Below are 13,755 nucleotides of genomic sequence, written 5' to 3'. Positions count from 1 at the left end.
CTCATCCCCGCACCCCACCGCCCTCCCCGACCCCTCACCCCGCGTCCGGCTCCCGGGTCCTCGGCTGGGGCAGCGCGGGCTGCAGGACGAGGAGGCGCTCGACGAGCCGCAGGAACATCGCGGCGTCGCGGATGAGGTCGTCGGCGTCGCGGGCGGTGGCGGCGCCCTGGATGCCCGCCTCGGCGCGCGCCCGGCGGGTGGCGCCGGAGGCGAACAGGGCGCTCCACTCGGTCAGTTCGGGCGCTATCTCCGGCAGCACCTCCCAGGCGCTTCGGATCCGCTGCCGCCGGCGCGGTCCCGTTTCGGGCCGGCCCCGGGCGGCGAGGACGGCGGCGGCGGTGCGCAGCGCGGCGAGATGCGCCGTCGCGTACCGCTCGTTGGGGGTGTCGAGCACGGCGGCCTCGTCCAGACCGCTGCGGGCCTGGGCGAGAAGGTCGAGGGCGGCGGGTGGCGCGCCGCCCCTGCGGAGCACCGGGTGGATGTCGCTCGCGGGACCGTTCAGTGAGGGGGCAGGGCCGATGGGGCGGGGCCGGTGGGCGGCTGCCGCGCGATGGCTGGCCATGACGAACCTCCTGTCGTCGTGTGACGGCGCTGTGGCCGTATGTGTCCATCGTGAGGGCCACCACTGACAATCGGGCCTAATCCGCCCCTACCCCGGCCCTGACCTGCCCCTTTGCCCCGAACGCAGGTCCGGGTTACTTTTGTACTGACCAGTCAGTTCAAAGAATTCGTCAGCTCAACGAATGGGGGGAACGTGGACAGCCCGCACGGGGCAGGCGTCACCGCCGAGGACTTCGGGCTCAAGGGGCCGCGCGGCTGGGTCTTCCGGGGCGTGCGGCTGGAGGCCGCACCCGGTTCGCTGGTCGCCGTCGAGGGCCCCTCCGGGTCCGGGCGCACCTGTCTGCTTCTGGCCCTCACCGGCCGGATGAAACCCACCGAGGGGCATGCCGAGGTCGGCGGCGAGCGGCTGCCCGGCCGGATGACCGCCATCCGCCGGTTCAGCGCCCTGGGCCCGGTCCCGGGGGTGAGCGACCTCGACCCGGCCCTGACCGTCGCCGAGCATCTGCGCGAACGGGCGCTGCTCCAGCACCGCTTCGGCGGTTCCGTGCGCGCCCTGCTGCGTACGCCCGCCGAGCGCCGCACCGCGGCCAGGGCGACGATCGACGAGGCGCTGAAGGCCGCGGGCCTCGACCTCGCCACCCTCCCGAAGGACGAGCGCACGTACGTACGCGATCTGGAGCGACTGGAGGCGCTGCGCCTGTCCGTGGCACTGGGGCTGATGGGACGGCCCAGGCTGCTCGGTGTCGACGACGCCGACATGAAGCTCTCCGACGCCGAGCGCGCCGAGGCGTGGGCGCTGCTGCGATCGATAGCCGACGCCGGTACGACGGTGCTGGCCGTCTGCAGCCAGGCTCCCGGCGAGGCCGACCTGACCGTGGGGACCACGCGGGGCACGCAGGACGAGCAGGGCGAGCGGGACGAGCGGGACGACGAAGACGGGGACGAGAAGGGGGCGGGGGATGCGTTCGCCACGACTGGCCGGGCTTGAGCTGAGGCGCTTCGGCAGGGGGAGGCTGCCGCGGGCCGCGCTGGTCGCGCTGCTGCTGCTGCCGCTGCTGTACGGCGCGCTCTACCTGTGGTCGTTCTGGGATCCGTACGGACGGCTCGACCGGGTTCCGGTCGCGCTGGTCAACGAGGACAAGGGTGCCACCGCGGGCGGCCAGAAGATCACCGCGGGCGACGGCATCGCGGAGGGGCTGCACAAGAGCAAGACGTTCGACTGGCACGAGGTCAGCGGCGAGGAGGCGCGCAAGGGCGTCGAGGACGGCAAGTACTACCTGTCGCTCACCATGCCCGCCGACTTCAGCCGGAGGATCGCGTCGAGCTCCGGCGACTCCCCCGAGACGGGCGCCCTCCAGGTGCGCACCAACGACGCCAACAACTACATCGTGGGGTCCATCTCCCGCACGGTCTTCTCCGAGGTGCGCTCGGCGGCCTCCGCCAAGGCCTCGCGCTCCTTCCTGGACAAGATCTTCATCTCCTTCTCCGACCTGCACGACCAGACCGAGAAGGCCGCCAAGGGCGCCGCCGACCTCAAGGGCGGCCTGGGCAAGGCGAAGCAGGGCTCGAAGGACCTCGCGGACGGCCTGGGCGACGCCAAGGCGGGCAGCGGCAAGCTGGCGGGCGGCATCAAGAAGCTCAACAGCGGCTCCGCCGACCTGGAGACGGGCGCCCGCAAGGTCGCGGCCGGCACCCAGACGCTGGCCAACAAGGTCAACACGGCGGCGGACGAGGCGCGCCCCTTCCTGAAGGAGAACGCCAAGACCATCGGGGACGCGGCCAAGCTGGTCGACGACTCGGTGGGGCCGGTGCGCGACAACCTGGCCGACGTGATCCGGGCGGCGCCCGCCGCCGCGACCGGCGCCCGCAAGGCCTCCGACGACCTCGACAAGGTCTACGCCAAGCTGTGCCAGTCGTCCGCCACGCCGGGCCCCGGCTGCCCCGAGCTCAAGCGCGCCAAGAAGGCGGCGGCGACCGCCGCCACCCTCGCCGAGGACCTCAACCGGGTGGTCCAGGACCAGAACAGCGACTTCAAGACGCTCGACAAGAACCTCGCGGAGCTCCAGAAGCAGGCGCGCCGGGTCGCCAAGAACGCGCCGACGCTGGCCAAGGACCTCGACAGGGCCGTGGGTGACATCAACGCCCTCAACAAGGGCGCCAAGGAGGTCGCCAAGGGCGCCGGCACCCTGCACACGGGACTGACGGCGGCGAAGACCGGCGCCACCGACCTGGACAGCGGCGTGGGCAAGCTCAAGAAGGGCGCGGGCACCCTCGACGGTGGCCTGCTCAAGCTCTCCGACGGCTCCGCCCAGCTCGCGGGCGGTCTGCACGACGGTGTCGGCAAGATCCCCGACTACGACAAGCAGGACCGCGACAAGCGCACCGAGGTGATGGCCGACCCGGTCAGGCTCGCCTCCCAGGCGCTGCACAAGGCGCCGAACTACGGCACCGGCTTCGCCCCGTACTTCATCCCGCTCTCCCTGTGGGTGGGCGCGATGGTCGCCTACATGCTGATCCAGCCGCTCAACCGGCGGGCGCTCGCGGCGGGCGCCTCGGCGTGGCGGATCGCGCTGGCGGGCTGGCTGCCGGTGGCGGCGGTCGGAGTGCTCCAGGTGGGCGCGCTGATGACGGTGCTGCACTACGGGCTCGGCCTGGAGATGGAACGCGCCGCGGGGACCATCGGTTTTCTCGCGCTCGTCTCGTGCTGTTTCGCGGCGATCGTGCAGTGGCTCAACGCCCGCTTCGGGGCGGCCGGACGCATCCTGGTGCTGGCGCTCCTGATGCTTCAGCTGACCTCGGCGGGCGGCACCTATCCGGTGCAGACGAGCCCGGCGTTCTTCAACGCGATCCACCCGTATCTGCCGATGAGTTACGTGGTCGAGGGGCTGCGCAGGCTCATCACGGGCGGCGGGCTCGGGCCGGTGTGGCAGGGGTGCGCGGTGCTGGCGGCGTTCACGGTGGGCTCGCTGGCGCTGACGGCCCTGTCGGCCAGGCAGAAGCAGGTCTGGACGCTGGACCGGCTCCACCCCGAGCTGAGCCTCTAGGAGCGCCGGACCTGTGAGAATCGACCGCATGGAGTCCAGCACCAGACGGCAGGCGACCCGGCAGAAGCTCTACGAGGCGGCGGTGACGCTCATCGCCGAGCAGGGGTTCTCGGCGACCACCGTCGACGAGATCGCGGAGCGGGCCGGTGTCGCCAAGGGCACCGTCTACTACAACTTCAAGAGCAAGACCGAGTTGTTCGAGGAGCTGCTGCGGCACGGCGTGGGGCTGCTCACCGCGTCGCTCCAGGAGGCCGCCGACGTCACCCAGGCGCGCGGTGGCAGCAGGGTCGAGGCGCTGGACGCCATGATCCGGGCCGGTCTGGAGTTCATCCACCGCTATCCGGCCTTCACCCAGCTGTACGTGGCGGAGCTGTGGCGCACCAACCGGGCCTGGCAGTCCACCTTGATGGTGGTGCGCCGGGAGGCGGTCGCCGTCGTCGAGACGGTGCTGCGCGAGGCCGTCGCGGAGGGCGAGCTGAGCGAGGAGATCGACATCCCGCTCACGGCGGCGGCGCTGGTCGGGATGGTCCTGGTGGCGGCGCTCGACTGGCAGGCCTTCCAGAGCGAGCGCTCCCTCGACGAGGTGCACGCGGCGCTCTCGCGGCTGCTGCACGGGAGGGTCAGCGGACGCTGACCGCCGCCACGCGCGCGTGGACACACCGGTGCGGCGGGGCCCCGATCCCCCCTGGGCCCCGCCGCACCGGCGTATTTCTTTCGGAACACGTCCCCCGTACGTCGCTCTGGGCACTTCAGTACCCCCGTACCCTCCGTGCCCCGTACGTCGGGGGAGCCGCGCTCGTTCCGTCGCCCCGTGTCGGCGGTACGGGCGCGCCTGCCCCTTCCGTGTCCTCCACTCTTCCGTCCGCGCAGGTGGGACCCCATCCGCGCAATTACTCATCTCCTCCTCTGAGTACGGATACTCAGGCCTGTGTGCTCAACCCCAGTCCGGAAAAGCCGCGACTGGTTACGATCACGTCCGTGTCCGTACTCCCCCTGGTGTTCACCAGCGGCTGGGCCAGCGGGATCAACGCGTACGCGGTGGTCCTGCTGCTCGGCGTCTTCGGCGCGACCGGGGTCACCGACGAGGTGCCCGACGCGCTCCAGCGCCCCGACGTCCTGATCGTCGCGGGGGTGCTCTTCCTCTGCGAGGCCGTGGCCGACAAGATCCCGTACGTCGACTCCGTCTGGGACTCCGTGCACACGGTGATCCGGCCGGTGGCAGGGGCCGTGGTGGGCGCGCTGCTGGCCGGGCAGAGCGGTTCGCTGCCGGATCTGGCGGCGGGCGCCATCGGCGGGTCGACAGCGCTGACGAGCCATCTGGTGAAGGCCGGGACACGGATGGCGGTGAACACCTCGCCGGAGCCGTTCAGCAACATCGCGCTCAGCACCGCCGAGGACCTCGGTGTCGCCGCGATCATCAGTTTCGCGCTCTTCCACCCGGTCGCCGCGGCCGTGATCGCGGGCACGCTGCTGCTGCTCGGTGTGGCGATACTGGCCTTCCTCTGGAGCCGGATCCGCCGTTTTCGGCGCCGCCGCGCCCAGCTCCGCGAGGAGCGGCGGCTGGCCGCGGCCCGGGAGGCGGGCCCGCCCCGGTGAGGCCGCCCGGCCCGGGCGGCGGCGTTGTCGGTGGCGGCCGATAAAGTCCCTGACATGGCACGGATTGCGGTGATCGGCGCCGGGATGGGCGCCATGGCGGCTGCCGCCCGGCTGGCCGTGGCAGGCCACCGGGTGACGGTGTACGAGAGCGGCTCGACGTACGGCGGGGCGCTGGGCAGGTTCGAGCGGGACGGGTTCGTGTTCGACACCGGCCCCGGTCTGCTGCGCCTGCCCGCGGTCTACCGCGACCTGTTCCTCAAGACCGGCAAGGAGCCGCTGGAGGACCGGGTCGGGCTCACACCGACCGACCCCGCCGCCCGCCACCTCTTCGCCGACGGTACGGACGTCTCGCTGCCCAACGCCTCGCGCGCGGGCGTCGTCTCGGCGCTGGACGGGGCGCTCGGCGAGGGCGCGGGTGAGAAGTGGGGCGACTTCCTGGGCCGCGCGCGGGACGCCTGGGACCGCTCGCGCCGCCCGCTCCTGGAGGAGCCGCTCTGGGCCGACTGGCAGGTGCTGGCCCGCGACCCCTATCCGGCGCTCAGGCAGCGCCGGCTGCTGCGCTCCCCGCGCCAGGCGTCCACGCTGGCGGAGGTCGGCGCCTGGGAGCTGGACGATGCCCGTCTGGCCGCGCTCCTGACGAGCTACGCGCTGGCGGAGGGCCTGGACCCGCGCACCGCTCCGGCGAGCGCCGCCCTGCTGCCCTACCTGGAACAGAGCTTCGGCAGTTGGTACGTGCGCGGCGGTATGCGGGAGCTGGCGCGCGCGGTGTACGAGCGGTGCCTGAAGCGGCGCGTCGCCTTCGTCTTCGACGCCGAGGTCACCGGGATCGTCGAGAAGGACGGCCGCGCGGCGGGCGTCGAGCTCGCCTCGGGTGAGGTGGCGGAGGCGGACCATGTGGTCCTCGGCGCCCGGCCGAGCACCGGTTCGGGTCCCCTGCGCGGGCGCGAGCCGTGGCGGTCCGGCGATGTGCGCCCGTCCGCCGGCCTGGCCCCCGGGAGGTTCACGGTGCTGCTCGCCCTGAGCGGCGGGCGCCCGTCCGACGCGGTGCACCGCACGGTCGTCCACTCCCCCGACCCGGCCGCCGAGGCGGAGGCGGTCTTCACCACCGGCCGTCCGCCGACACCGCCGACGGTCACGGTGCTGCGCCCCGACGACCCGGCCACCCGCCCGGACGACGCCCACGAGGCGGTCACCCTGACCGCGACGGTGCCCCCGCAGGGCCCGGTCGACTGGACCGACGAGCAGACCCGCGAGGGGTACGCGGACACGCTGGTCCAGGCAGCCGCGGCGGCCGTCCCGGGACTGGGCGAGCGCGTCCTGTGGCGGGTGGTGCGCACGCCCGCGGACACCGAGGCCGAGACCGGCTCCGAGGGCGGCTCGGTCCCGGCGCCCTCGCTGGCCGGGGCCGGTGCCACCCGGCTGCACCCGGGCAACCGCACAGGTCTGCCGGGGCTGTATCTGGCGGGCGGCTGGGCCCACCCCGGCGGCGGGCTGGCGCACGCCGGGATGTCCGGGGCGCTGGTCAGCGGTCTGATCGTGGAGGGCGACGACTTCCGCGGCTCGCAGTGAGCGCCAGGACAGGGCGGGTCGCCGGGCAGCCCCGGCGATCACTCAATAGCGGTACGGCTGCTGTTCGTTGAGGTAACCGGATCCGGTGCCGCCGCCCGTCCCGTTGCCGTACTCACCGCTGTACGGGTACGGCGCGGGCTGCTCCTCGCCGTAGGGCTGGGGCTCGTTGTCGCGCTGTTGCGGCACCCAGACCCCGCCGGGCGGGGTGTCCATGCCGTAGTTCTGGGCGTAGGGGTCGGCGTAGGCCTGCTGGGGCGCGGCATAGCTGTCGTAGCTGCCGTAGCCCTGGGTGGTGCCGCTGCCGATGTACGGGTCGGAGTACGCGGCGTAGCTCTGCTGACCGCTGTCCGTGCCGTAGTCGTACTGGCCCGCGTACGGGTCGGCGAACTGCTGCTGTCCGGCGTCGAATCCGGCGTACTGCTGCTGGGCGCCCGCGGGGGCGGTCTCGCTGTAGACGCCGTACTGGCCGGTGTCGTCGGGCAGCGGCTGCGGCTCGTAGACGGACTCTCGCGCGGCGCTCGTCGCCGCGTCGGCGACATCTTCCGCCGGGGCGCCCTGCGGGGCGTCGCCCTCGCCGTCCTCGTACCGGACGCCGGAGACCTGGAGCACCGGGTCCTTCAGCGGGGCCGCGCCGCCCGAGCGGCGACGGCGGCTGGCACCCGGCCTGCCGCCGACCGCCCACCCCGTGGAGAAGCCCCGGCGGAAGGAGAGGGTCACATAGGTCTGGCCGACCGCGAAGGCCAGCGCGCCCAGGATGATCACGAACACCGACGGCAGAAGGACGCCGAGGACCACGCCCATGAAGCCCGTGAAGGCCAGCAGCCGCCAGCGCAGCCGCGCCTTGTACTGCAGGAGCACTTCGCCGAGCAGCCAGAGCGCGACGACGCCGAACGCGATGTAGAGGACCGCCCAGCCCATGTACGCCCCTCTCCCAACGGCCGCCGCCCCCCTTGTCGGGACGGCCGGCCGGTACACCGGATGCGACTGATCAGGGCTGCTGGTGCAGACCCAGATTCTCGTAGATCTCGAGTGTCGCCGTGGAGTTGTTGAGGGTAATGAAGTGCAACCCGGGTACGCCATCGGCGAGCAGCCGCGCGCAGAACTCCGTGGCGAACTCGATGCCAATGGAGCGTACAGCGGCCGGATCGTCCTTGACGGCGAGGATCCGCTCTTTCAGCTCGGGCGGGAACTCGGCGTTGCTGAGCTGGGGCAGCCGCTCCAGCTGCTTCACGCTGGTCACCGGCATGACCTCGGGAATGATCGGGGTCGTGCAGCCCGCCTCGGCGGCCTTGTCGCGCAGCCGCAGATAGCTCTCGGGGCGGAAGAACATCTGCGTGATGGCGTAGTCCGCGCCGGCCCGGCACTTGTCGACGAAGTGCCGTACGTCGGTGTCCCATTCGGTGGAGCGCGGATGCATCTCCGGGAAGGCCGCGACGCCGACGCAGAAATCGCCGGACTCCTTGATGAGGCGGACCAGGTCGGCGGCGTAGGTGACGCCCTCGGGGTGCTTGACCCAGTCGCCCATCGGGTCGCCGGGCGGGTCGCCCCGGACCGCGAGGATGTTGCGGATGCCGACGTCCGCGTACTGGCCGATCATGTTGCGCAGCTCGGCCACCGAGTGGCCGACGGCCGTCAGATGGGCGACCGGGGTCAGCGTGGAGTCGGCGGCGATCTGCTCGGTGGCCTTGACCGTGCCGGAGCGGGTGGAGCCGCCCGCGCCGTAGGTCACGGAGACGAAGCTCGGGGCCACCGCCTCCACCCGGCGCAGCGCGTTCCAGAGGTTGCGCTCGCCCTTCTCGGTCTTGGGCGCCCAGAACTCGAAGGAGTACGTCGTCTCACCGGTCGCGAGCATCTCGCGCACGGTGCGTGCGTGGTCCGTCCTGGTGGAAGCAGTGCCAAGGGCCATACCCGCAGGTTAGCCAGGCCCTGGCAGTCCCCCAACAAGACGAGGGTAAATTGTCCGCATTGTCGGACTCTTGTCCATCCTTCGGACAACCGGCCGCTAGCGGGCCACCAGACGTTCACGTATGCGCCCGGCCAGGTTCGCCGTCGCCTCGGCGGGGTCGTCGGCCTCGGTGATCGCGCGGACCACCACGACCCGCTCCGCGCCCGCGTCCAGCACCTGGTCGAGGTTGGCGGCGTCGATGCCGCCGATGGCGAACCAGGGGCGCCCGGTGGCGAGGGAGGCCGTGTAGCGCACCAGGTCGAGACCCGGGGCGTGGCGGCCCGGCTTGGTGGGGGTGGGCCAGCAGGGGCCCGTGCAGAAGTAGTCCACGCCGGGTTCGACGGACGCCGCGAAGGCCTCCGCTTCGGCGTGGGTGGAGCGGCCGATCAGGACCTCGTCGCCGAGGATCGCCCGGGCGGCCGGCACGGGCAGGTCGCCCTGGCCCAGGTGCAGCACGTCGGCGCCGATGGCGTGCGCCACGTCGGCCCGGTCGTTGACCGAGAGCAGCTTGCCGTGCCGGCGGCAGGCGTCGGCGAAGACGGCGAGGTGCTCCAGCTCCTCGGCGGCCTCCATGCCCTTGTCCCGCAGCTGGACGACGTCCACGCCCGAGGACAGCACCGCGTCCAGGAAGGCGGGCAGATCGCCCTGGCGCCTGCGCGCGTCCGTGCAGAGGTACAGGCGGGCGTCGGCGAGCCGCTCACGGGCCGTGGGCATGAAGGTCCCCCGTGGGATGCGGTGGGGCGCGGACCGGGTGGACCGGTCCGCGCCACACCTGTTGGCGATCAGGTCAGACGGCGAGCGCCTGGGCGCGGCGCTTCACCTCCGTGCCGCGATTCTCGCTCAGGGCCTCGGCGGGGGTGCCGGGCAGGGTCGGGTCGGGGGTGAAGAGCCACTCCAGCATCTCCTGGTCGGAGTAGCCGTCGTCCCGCAGGAGGGTGAGGGTGCCGCTGAGGCCCTTCACGACCTTGTCGCCGTCGATGAAGGCGGCGGGCACCTGCAGCGTCCTGTTCTCACCGCGGCGCACGGCGATGAGCTGGCCCTCCTTGACCAGCTGCCGCACCCGCGTCACCTCGACATCGAGCATCTCCGCGATGTCGGGAAGGTGGAGCCAGGCGGGGACGAGTGCATCGGTTTTCGCGTCAATCTCGGTCACGGGACAAGCGTGCCATCCCGGGCTGACACTCGGTAGCCGGAGGTCGGCCGACTGCCGCCTTGAGGGGGACGGACGGGTCGGCGGCGCGGACCGGATCCAGGCTCGCACCTGCCTCGATGAGCTTGCGGCCCTGCGCCAGATCGCGCGGTCGGCCGACGGCCAGGAGGGCGACGAGCACCCCCTCGCGCAGCCAGCAGACCGACCAGGCGGCGCCCGCCGGGTCGCCCCGCCACAGCAGCCGGTCGGCCCCGCCGTGGTGACCGGCGTACTGCACGAACCTGCCGAACTGCTCGGACCAGAAGTACGGCACCGGGTCGTACGGCAGGACCGCCTCGCCGACGATGTCGGCGGCCACCGTGCGCGGCCCCTGGAGCGCGTTGTCCCAGTGGTGGATGAGCAGCCGTTCGCCGTAGCGGGCCGAGGGGAAGGAGGCGCAGTCGCCGACCGCGTAGACGTCCGGCAGCGAGGTGCGCAGCCGGTCGTCGGCGGTGACCGCGCCCTCCGCCCCGCGTTCGATGCCGGTGCCGGCCAGCCAGTCGGTGGTGGGCCGGGCGCCGATGCCGACGACGACCGCGTCGGCCGGCAGGCGGCGGCCGTCCGTGAGGACGACGGCCCCGGGCTCGACGGTCGCCACGCGCGCGCGGGTGAGCAGCTCGGCGCCGCTCTCCGCGTACCAGGCGGCCATCGGCTCGGTGACCTCGGCGGGCAGCGCGCCCGCGAGCGGGCGGTCCGCGGCCTCGACGACGGTGACCGCGCAGCCCGCCTCGCGCGCGGCCGTGGCGAACTCGGCGCCGATCCAGCCCGCCCCGACGACCACGACGCGCCGCCGCGCGGCGAGCACCGCGCGCAGCCGTGCGGCGTCGTCGAGGGTGCGCAGCAGATGGACGTCCGGCAGGTCCTCGACGCCGGGCAGGGTGAGGGGTTCGGCGCCGGAGGCGATCACCAGGGCGTCGTACGGGACGGGTCCGGCCGCGGTGTCGATCTCGTGCTCACGCGCGCGTACGCCGGTGACCCGCTCGTCCAGGCGCAGCCGGACGCCGAGGCCCTCGAAGTCCACCTCGAAGGCCGAGCCCTCGGCCTTGCCGAGCAGCACCGCCTTGGAGAGCGGGGGCCGGTCGTAGGGCTGGTGGGGTTCGGCGCCGATGAGGGTGATCGGGCCCGGGAAGCCCTGTTCGCGCAGGGCCACCGCGGTCTGGACCCCGGCCATGCCCGCGCCGACGACCACCACGTGCCGCTGTTCCGCATGCGTCTGCTGTTCGCTCACCCGATCACCATAAGCATCTGACGAATCGTCAGGCAGCCTGGCCCGGATGCTCCCTACTGCCGATGGGCCGCTGGGGTTAGTCTGGCCGACGTACCGCCCGCACTCCCGAGGCCCCGGCCGAAGGACGCGCGGCGGCACCACAACCATCTCGCGGGAGCCCGGACGCACCGGGCTGAGAGGGAGGCTGCGGCGGCCTCCGACCGTACGAACCTGATCCGGGTCATGCCGGCGAAGGGAGGGGCTGGACGCCCATGCATTCATCCCGAAAAGGGGCAGTTCCCCACGGGTCGGACGTGCTGGTGATCGGCGGCGGCATCATCGGCCTCGTCACGGCCTGGCGGGCGGCGCGGCGGGGCCTGCGCACCGCGCTCGCCGACCCCGCGCCCGGCGGCGGCGCCGCCCAGGTCGCGGCCGGCATGCTCGCCGCCGTCACCGAGCTCCACTACGGCGAGGAGACCCTCCTCGGCCTCAACCTGGCCTCCGCCCGGCGCTACCCGGACTTCGTGGCCGAGCTGGAGGAGGCGAGCGGCCTCACCACCGGCTACCGCGCCTGCGGCACCCTCGCGGTCGCCCTGGACGCCGACGACCGCGCCCATCTGCGCGAGCTGCACGCGCTCCAGCAGCGCCTGGGGCTCGACTCGCAGTGGCTCACCGGGCGCGAGTGCCGCCGCCTGGAGCCGATGCTGGCCCCCGGCGTGCGCGGCGGCCTGCGGGTCGACGGCGACCACCAGATCGACCCGCGCCGCCTCTCCAGGGCCCTTCTCGCGGCCTGCGAGCGGGCCGGGGTGGAGTTCCACCGCGCCTGGGCCGAGCGGCTCTCGGTGGTACGCGAGCGGGCCGCCGGGGCCGTCCTGGCCGACGGCACCGCGCTCGCCGCCGATCAGGTCGTCCTCGCGGCCGGCAGCCTCAGCGCCCGGCTGGCCGGGGTCCCGGAGGAGCTCCGCCCGCCCGTACGCCCGGTCAAGGGCCAGGTGCTGCGGCTGACCGTGCCGCCCGCGTACGCCCCGTTCCTGTCCCGCACGGTCCGCGCGGTGGTCCGCGGCAGCCACGTCTACCTGGTGCCGCGCGCCGACGGCGAGCTCGTCGTCGGCGCCACCAGCGAGGAGCTGGGCTGGGACACCACGGTCACCGCGGGCGGCGTCTACGAACTGCTGCGCGACGCGCACGAGCTGGTGCCCGGCATCACCGAACTGCCGCTCACCGAGACCCGCGCCGGGCTGCGCCCCGGCTCCCCCGACAACGCGCCGCTGCTCGGCCCCACCGCACTGCCCGGTCTGCAGCTGGCCACCGGCCACTACCGCAACGGGGTGCTGCTCACCCCCGTCACCGGCGACGCGCTGGCGCACGCGCTGGCCACCGGCGAGCTCCCCGCCGAGGCACGCGCCTTCACCCCCCGCCGTTTCACCTCCGCCCCCGCGGAGTCCGTACCGCAGGAGCTGACCGTATGACCGCCTCCCCGACGACCGTGTCCGTGAACGGCGAGGCGCGCGACCTCGCCGCCGGCACCACCCTCGACGCCCTCGTCGCCACCCTGACGCCCGCGCGCGCCGGGGTCGCCGCCGCCGTCAACGAGACGGTGGTGCCGCGCGGCCGGTGGGCCGCGACCACGCTCGGCGACGGTGACCGCGTCGAGGTCCTGACCGCCGTGCAGGGGGGCTGAACCATGGCCGACGACCTGTTCACCCTCGGCGGGACGACCTTCGGCTCGCGGCTGATCATGGGCACCGGCGGGGCGCCGAGCCTGGACGTCCTGGAGCGCTCGCTCGCCGCCTCCGGCACGGAGCTGACGACGGTCGCGATGCGCCGCCTCGACCCGACCGTGCAGGGCTCGGTCCTGTCCGTCCTGGAGAAGCTCGGCATCTCCGTCCTGCCGAACACGGCGGGCTGCTTCACCGCCGGGGAGGCGGTGCTCACCGCCCGCCTCGCGCGCGAGGCGCTCGGCACGGACTGGGTGAAGCTGGAGGTGGTCGCCGACGAGCGCACGTTGCTGCCCGACCCGGTCGAGCTGCTCGACGCGGCGGAAGTGCTGGTCGACGACGGTTTCACGGTGCTGCCGTACACCAACGACGACCCGGTCCTGGCCCGGCGTCTGGAGGACGTGGGGTGCGCGGCGATCATGCCGCTGGGCTCCCCCATCGGCTCCGGGCTGGGCATCCGCAACCCGCACAACTTCGCGCTGATCGTGGACCGCGCCACCGTCCCGGTCATCCTGGACGCGGGCGCGGGCACGGCCTCCGACGCGGCGCTCGCCATGGAGCTGGGGTGCTCGGCGGTGATGCTCGCCTCGGCGGTCACGCGCGCGCAGGAGCCGGTGCTGATGGCGGAGGCGATGCGGTACGCGGTGGAGGCGGGGCGGCTGGCGTACCGGGCGGGCCGCATCCCCCGCCGCCACTTCGCCGAGGCGTCGTCCCCGGTGGAGGGCCGGGCGGCCCTGGACCCGGAACGCCCGGCCTTCTGAGGGGGCACGTGGGGTGCGTTTTCGCCCGCGGGCCGGTGGGGGCTGGTCGCGCAGTTCCCCGCGCCCCTGAGAGGGCCCTGCGGGCCCATCCAGGGCGCCCGGCCCGGTTAGGGGCGCGGGGAACTGCGCGAGCAACCACCCACCACCCGCAGACAAAGACCGCAC

At 73.4% G+C, this 13,755-nt stretch carries 14 protein-coding genes and 1 riboswitch; of the genes, 8 read left to right on the top strand and 6 right to left on the bottom strand.

Features of this window, described 5'->3' with window-relative positions:
- Nucleotides 1–34: 34 nt before the first annotated feature.
- On the bottom strand, nucleotides 35–562 hold the full coding sequence (locus ACJA3G_RS14485) for an SAV_6107 family HEPN domain-containing protein (RefSeq protein WP_406553373.1): 528 nt from the start codon (nucleotides 560–562) through the stop codon (nucleotides 35–37).
- Between the two features lie 192 nt (nucleotides 563–754).
- Between ACJA3G_RS14485 and ACJA3G_RS14480 the strand changes: the two genes are divergently transcribed.
- From ACJA3G_RS14480 to ACJA3G_RS14460, 5 genes are all read left to right on the top strand, one after another.
- The gene (locus ACJA3G_RS14480) at nucleotides 755–1,549 is read left to right on the top strand and encodes an ATP-binding cassette domain-containing protein (protein WP_406553372.1); all 795 of its coding nucleotides are present in this window, start codon (nucleotides 755–757) and stop codon (nucleotides 1,547–1,549) included.
- On the top strand, nucleotides 1,521–3,605 hold the full coding sequence (locus ACJA3G_RS14475) for a YhgE/Pip family protein (protein WP_406553371.1): 2,085 nt from the start codon (nucleotides 1,521–1,523) through the stop codon (nucleotides 3,603–3,605). The genes ACJA3G_RS14480 and ACJA3G_RS14475 overlap by 29 nt, the downstream gene beginning before the upstream one ends.
- 28 nt (nucleotides 3,606–3,633) lie before the next feature.
- Entirely contained in the window at nucleotides 3,634–4,239 is a 606-nt protein-coding gene (locus ACJA3G_RS14470) for a TetR/AcrR family transcriptional regulator (protein ID WP_406553370.1), read from the top strand.
- 344 nt (nucleotides 4,240–4,583) lie between these two features.
- Nucleotides 4,584–5,201 (top strand): DUF4126 domain-containing protein, encoded by a 618-nt coding sequence (locus tag ACJA3G_RS14465; RefSeq protein WP_406553369.1) that lies wholly within the window; start codon nucleotides 4,584–4,586, stop codon nucleotides 5,199–5,201.
- Nucleotides 5,202–5,255: 54 nt separating this feature from the next.
- A complete protein-coding gene (locus tag ACJA3G_RS14460; protein WP_406553368.1) occupies nucleotides 5,256–6,770 on the top strand; it encodes a phytoene desaturase family protein in 1,515 nt (504 codons plus the stop codon).
- 42 nt (nucleotides 6,771–6,812) lie between these two features.
- On the opposite strand, the gene ACJA3G_RS14455 is transcribed toward ACJA3G_RS14460, so the two are convergent.
- The 5 genes from ACJA3G_RS14455 to ACJA3G_RS14435 all read right to left on the bottom strand — a co-directional run bounded on the left by ACJA3G_RS14455 (nucleotide 6,813) and on the right by ACJA3G_RS14435 (nucleotide 11,132).
- The gene (locus ACJA3G_RS14455; RefSeq protein ID WP_406553367.1) at nucleotides 6,813–7,688 is read right to left on the bottom strand and encodes a hypothetical protein; all 876 of its coding nucleotides are present in this window, start codon (nucleotides 7,686–7,688) and stop codon (nucleotides 6,813–6,815) included.
- A 70-nt stretch (nucleotides 7,689–7,758) separates the two neighbouring features.
- On the bottom strand, nucleotides 7,759–8,676 hold the full coding sequence (gene metF, locus ACJA3G_RS14450; protein ID WP_406553366.1) for a methylenetetrahydrofolate reductase [NAD(P)H]: 918 nt from the start codon (nucleotides 8,674–8,676) through the stop codon (nucleotides 7,759–7,761).
- A 96-nt stretch (nucleotides 8,677–8,772) separates the two neighbouring features.
- Complete coding sequence (gene thiE / locus ACJA3G_RS14445; protein ID WP_406553365.1) at nucleotides 8,773–9,429, bottom strand: thiamine phosphate synthase; 657 nt, start codon at nucleotides 9,427–9,429, stop codon at nucleotides 8,773–8,775.
- A 73-nt stretch (nucleotides 9,430–9,502) separates the two neighbouring features.
- A complete protein-coding gene (locus tag ACJA3G_RS14440; RefSeq protein WP_406553364.1) occupies nucleotides 9,503–9,868 on the bottom strand; it encodes an Rv2175c family DNA-binding protein in 366 nt (121 codons plus the stop codon).
- Nucleotides 9,855–11,132: an NAD(P)/FAD-dependent oxidoreductase gene (locus ACJA3G_RS14435; protein WP_406553363.1), complete on the bottom strand. Its 1,278-nt coding sequence runs from the start codon at nucleotides 11,130–11,132 to the stop codon at nucleotides 9,855–9,857. The genes ACJA3G_RS14440 and ACJA3G_RS14435 overlap by 14 nt, the downstream gene beginning before the upstream one ends.
- A 140-nt stretch (nucleotides 11,133–11,272) precedes the next feature.
- A riboswitch (TPP riboswitch) is annotated at nucleotides 11,273–11,386 on the top strand.
- On the opposite strand from ACJA3G_RS14435, the gene thiO reads away from it, so the two are divergent.
- The 3 genes from thiO to ACJA3G_RS14420 all read left to right on the top strand — a co-directional run bounded on the left by thiO (nucleotide 11,384) and on the right by ACJA3G_RS14420 (nucleotide 13,590).
- Nucleotides 11,384–12,580, top strand: coding sequence for a glycine oxidase ThiO (thiO, locus tag ACJA3G_RS14430; protein WP_406553362.1), 1,197 nt, complete (start codon nucleotides 11,384–11,386; stop codon nucleotides 12,578–12,580). (Overlaps the previous riboswitch by 3 nt.)
- Nucleotides 12,577–12,792: a sulfur carrier protein ThiS gene (thiS, locus tag ACJA3G_RS14425; RefSeq protein ID WP_406553361.1), complete on the top strand. Its 216-nt coding sequence runs from the start codon at nucleotides 12,577–12,579 to the stop codon at nucleotides 12,790–12,792. Before thiO ends, thiS begins: the two co-directional genes overlap by 4 nt.
- A gap of 3 nt (nucleotides 12,793–12,795) precedes the next feature.
- Nucleotides 12,796–13,590: a thiazole synthase gene (locus ACJA3G_RS14420; RefSeq protein WP_406553360.1), complete on the top strand. Its 795-nt coding sequence runs from the start codon at nucleotides 12,796–12,798 to the stop codon at nucleotides 13,588–13,590.
- Nucleotides 13,591–13,755: the final 165 nt, after the last annotated feature.

Origin of the sequence: Streptomyces sp. YS-3 (assembly GCF_045257485.1) — a bacterium.
In the GTDB taxonomy this organism is placed as follows: domain Bacteria; phylum Actinomycetota; class Actinomycetes; order Streptomycetales; family Streptomycetaceae; genus Streptomyces.
The sequence above is the reverse complement of the archived record's forward strand: the minus strand, read 5'-3'. Positions and strand labels throughout refer to the sequence as shown.

What these genes read in the sequence shown, in the direction of transcription:
- ACJA3G_RS14485 (WP_406553373.1), bottom strand. Translation starts at nt 562, where the DNA reads ATGGCCAGCCATCGCGCGGCAGCCGCCCACCGGCCCCGCCCCATCGGC.
- ACJA3G_RS14475 (WP_406553371.1), top strand. Translation starts at nt 1,521, where the DNA reads ATGCGTTCGCCACGACTGGCCGGGCTTGAGCTGAGGCGCTTCGGCAGG.
- ACJA3G_RS14470 (WP_406553370.1), top strand. Translation starts at nt 3,634, where the DNA reads ATGGAGTCCAGCACCAGACGGCAGGCGACCCGGCAGAAGCTCTACGAG.
- ACJA3G_RS14460 (WP_406553368.1), top strand. Translation starts at nt 5,256, where the DNA reads ATGGCACGGATTGCGGTGATCGGCGCCGGGATGGGCGCCATGGCGGCT.
- ACJA3G_RS14455 (WP_406553367.1), bottom strand. Translation starts at nt 7,688, where the DNA reads ATGGGCTGGGCGGTCCTCTACATCGCGTTCGGCGTCGTCGCGCTCTGG.
- metF (WP_406553366.1), bottom strand. Translation starts at nt 8,676, where the DNA reads ATGGCCCTTGGCACTGCTTCCACCAGGACGGACCACGCACGCACCGTG.
- thiE (WP_406553365.1), bottom strand. Translation starts at nt 9,429, where the DNA reads ATGCCCACGGCCCGTGAGCGGCTCGCCGACGCCCGCCTGTACCTCTGC.
- thiO (WP_406553362.1), top strand. Translation starts at nt 11,384, where the DNA reads ATGCATTCATCCCGAAAAGGGGCAGTTCCCCACGGGTCGGACGTGCTG.
- thiS (WP_406553361.1), top strand. Translation starts at nt 12,577, where the DNA reads ATGACCGCCTCCCCGACGACCGTGTCCGTGAACGGCGAGGCGCGCGAC.
- ACJA3G_RS14420 (WP_406553360.1), top strand. Translation starts at nt 12,796, where the DNA reads ATGGCCGACGACCTGTTCACCCTCGGCGGGACGACCTTCGGCTCGCGG.